This is a genomic window from Streptomyces cylindrosporus, assembly GCF_022698165.1.
In the GTDB taxonomy this organism is placed as follows: domain Bacteria; phylum Actinomycetota; class Actinomycetes; order Streptomycetales; family Streptomycetaceae; genus Streptomyces; species Streptomyces cylindrosporus.
Window position 1 is genome coordinate 1 of sequence record NZ_JALDAY010000043.1, and the last position, 479, is coordinate 479.

General features: G+C 66.6%; 1 protein-coding gene. It reads left to right on the forward strand.

Annotation, left to right across the window (positions count from 1 at the left end):
• Positions 1 to 479, forward strand: a 479-nt coding sequence (locus tag MQP27_RS50780) for a 2-oxoacid:ferredoxin oxidoreductase subunit beta (RefSeq protein ID WP_242779513.1), incomplete at both ends; no start/stop codon positions are given.

The window sequence follows — 479 nt, forward strand, 5'->3', positions numbered from 1 at the left end:
GGCATCGGCTGCTCGTCCCGCTTCCCGTACTACATGAACACGTACGGCATGCACTCCATCCACGGCCGCGCCCCCGCCATCGCGACGGGCCTGGCGGCCAGCAGGCGCGACCTGTCGGTATGGGTGGTCACGGGTGACGGCGACGCGCTGTCGATCGGCGGCAACCACCTGATCCACGCCCTGCGCCGCAACGTCAACCTCAAGATCCTCCTCTTCAACAACCGGATCTACGGCCTGACCAAGGGCCAGTACTCCCCCACCTCCGAGGTCGGCAAGATCACGAAGTCGACCCCGATGGGCTCCCTGGACGCCCCCTTCAACCCAGTGTCGTTGGCCATCGGCGCGGAGGCCTCCTTCGTCGCCCGCACCATCGACTCGGACCGCAAGCACCTCACGTCCGTGCTGCGCGAGGCGGCGGCTCATCCGGGTACGGCGCTGATCGAGATCTACCAGAACTGCAACATCTTCAACGACGGCGC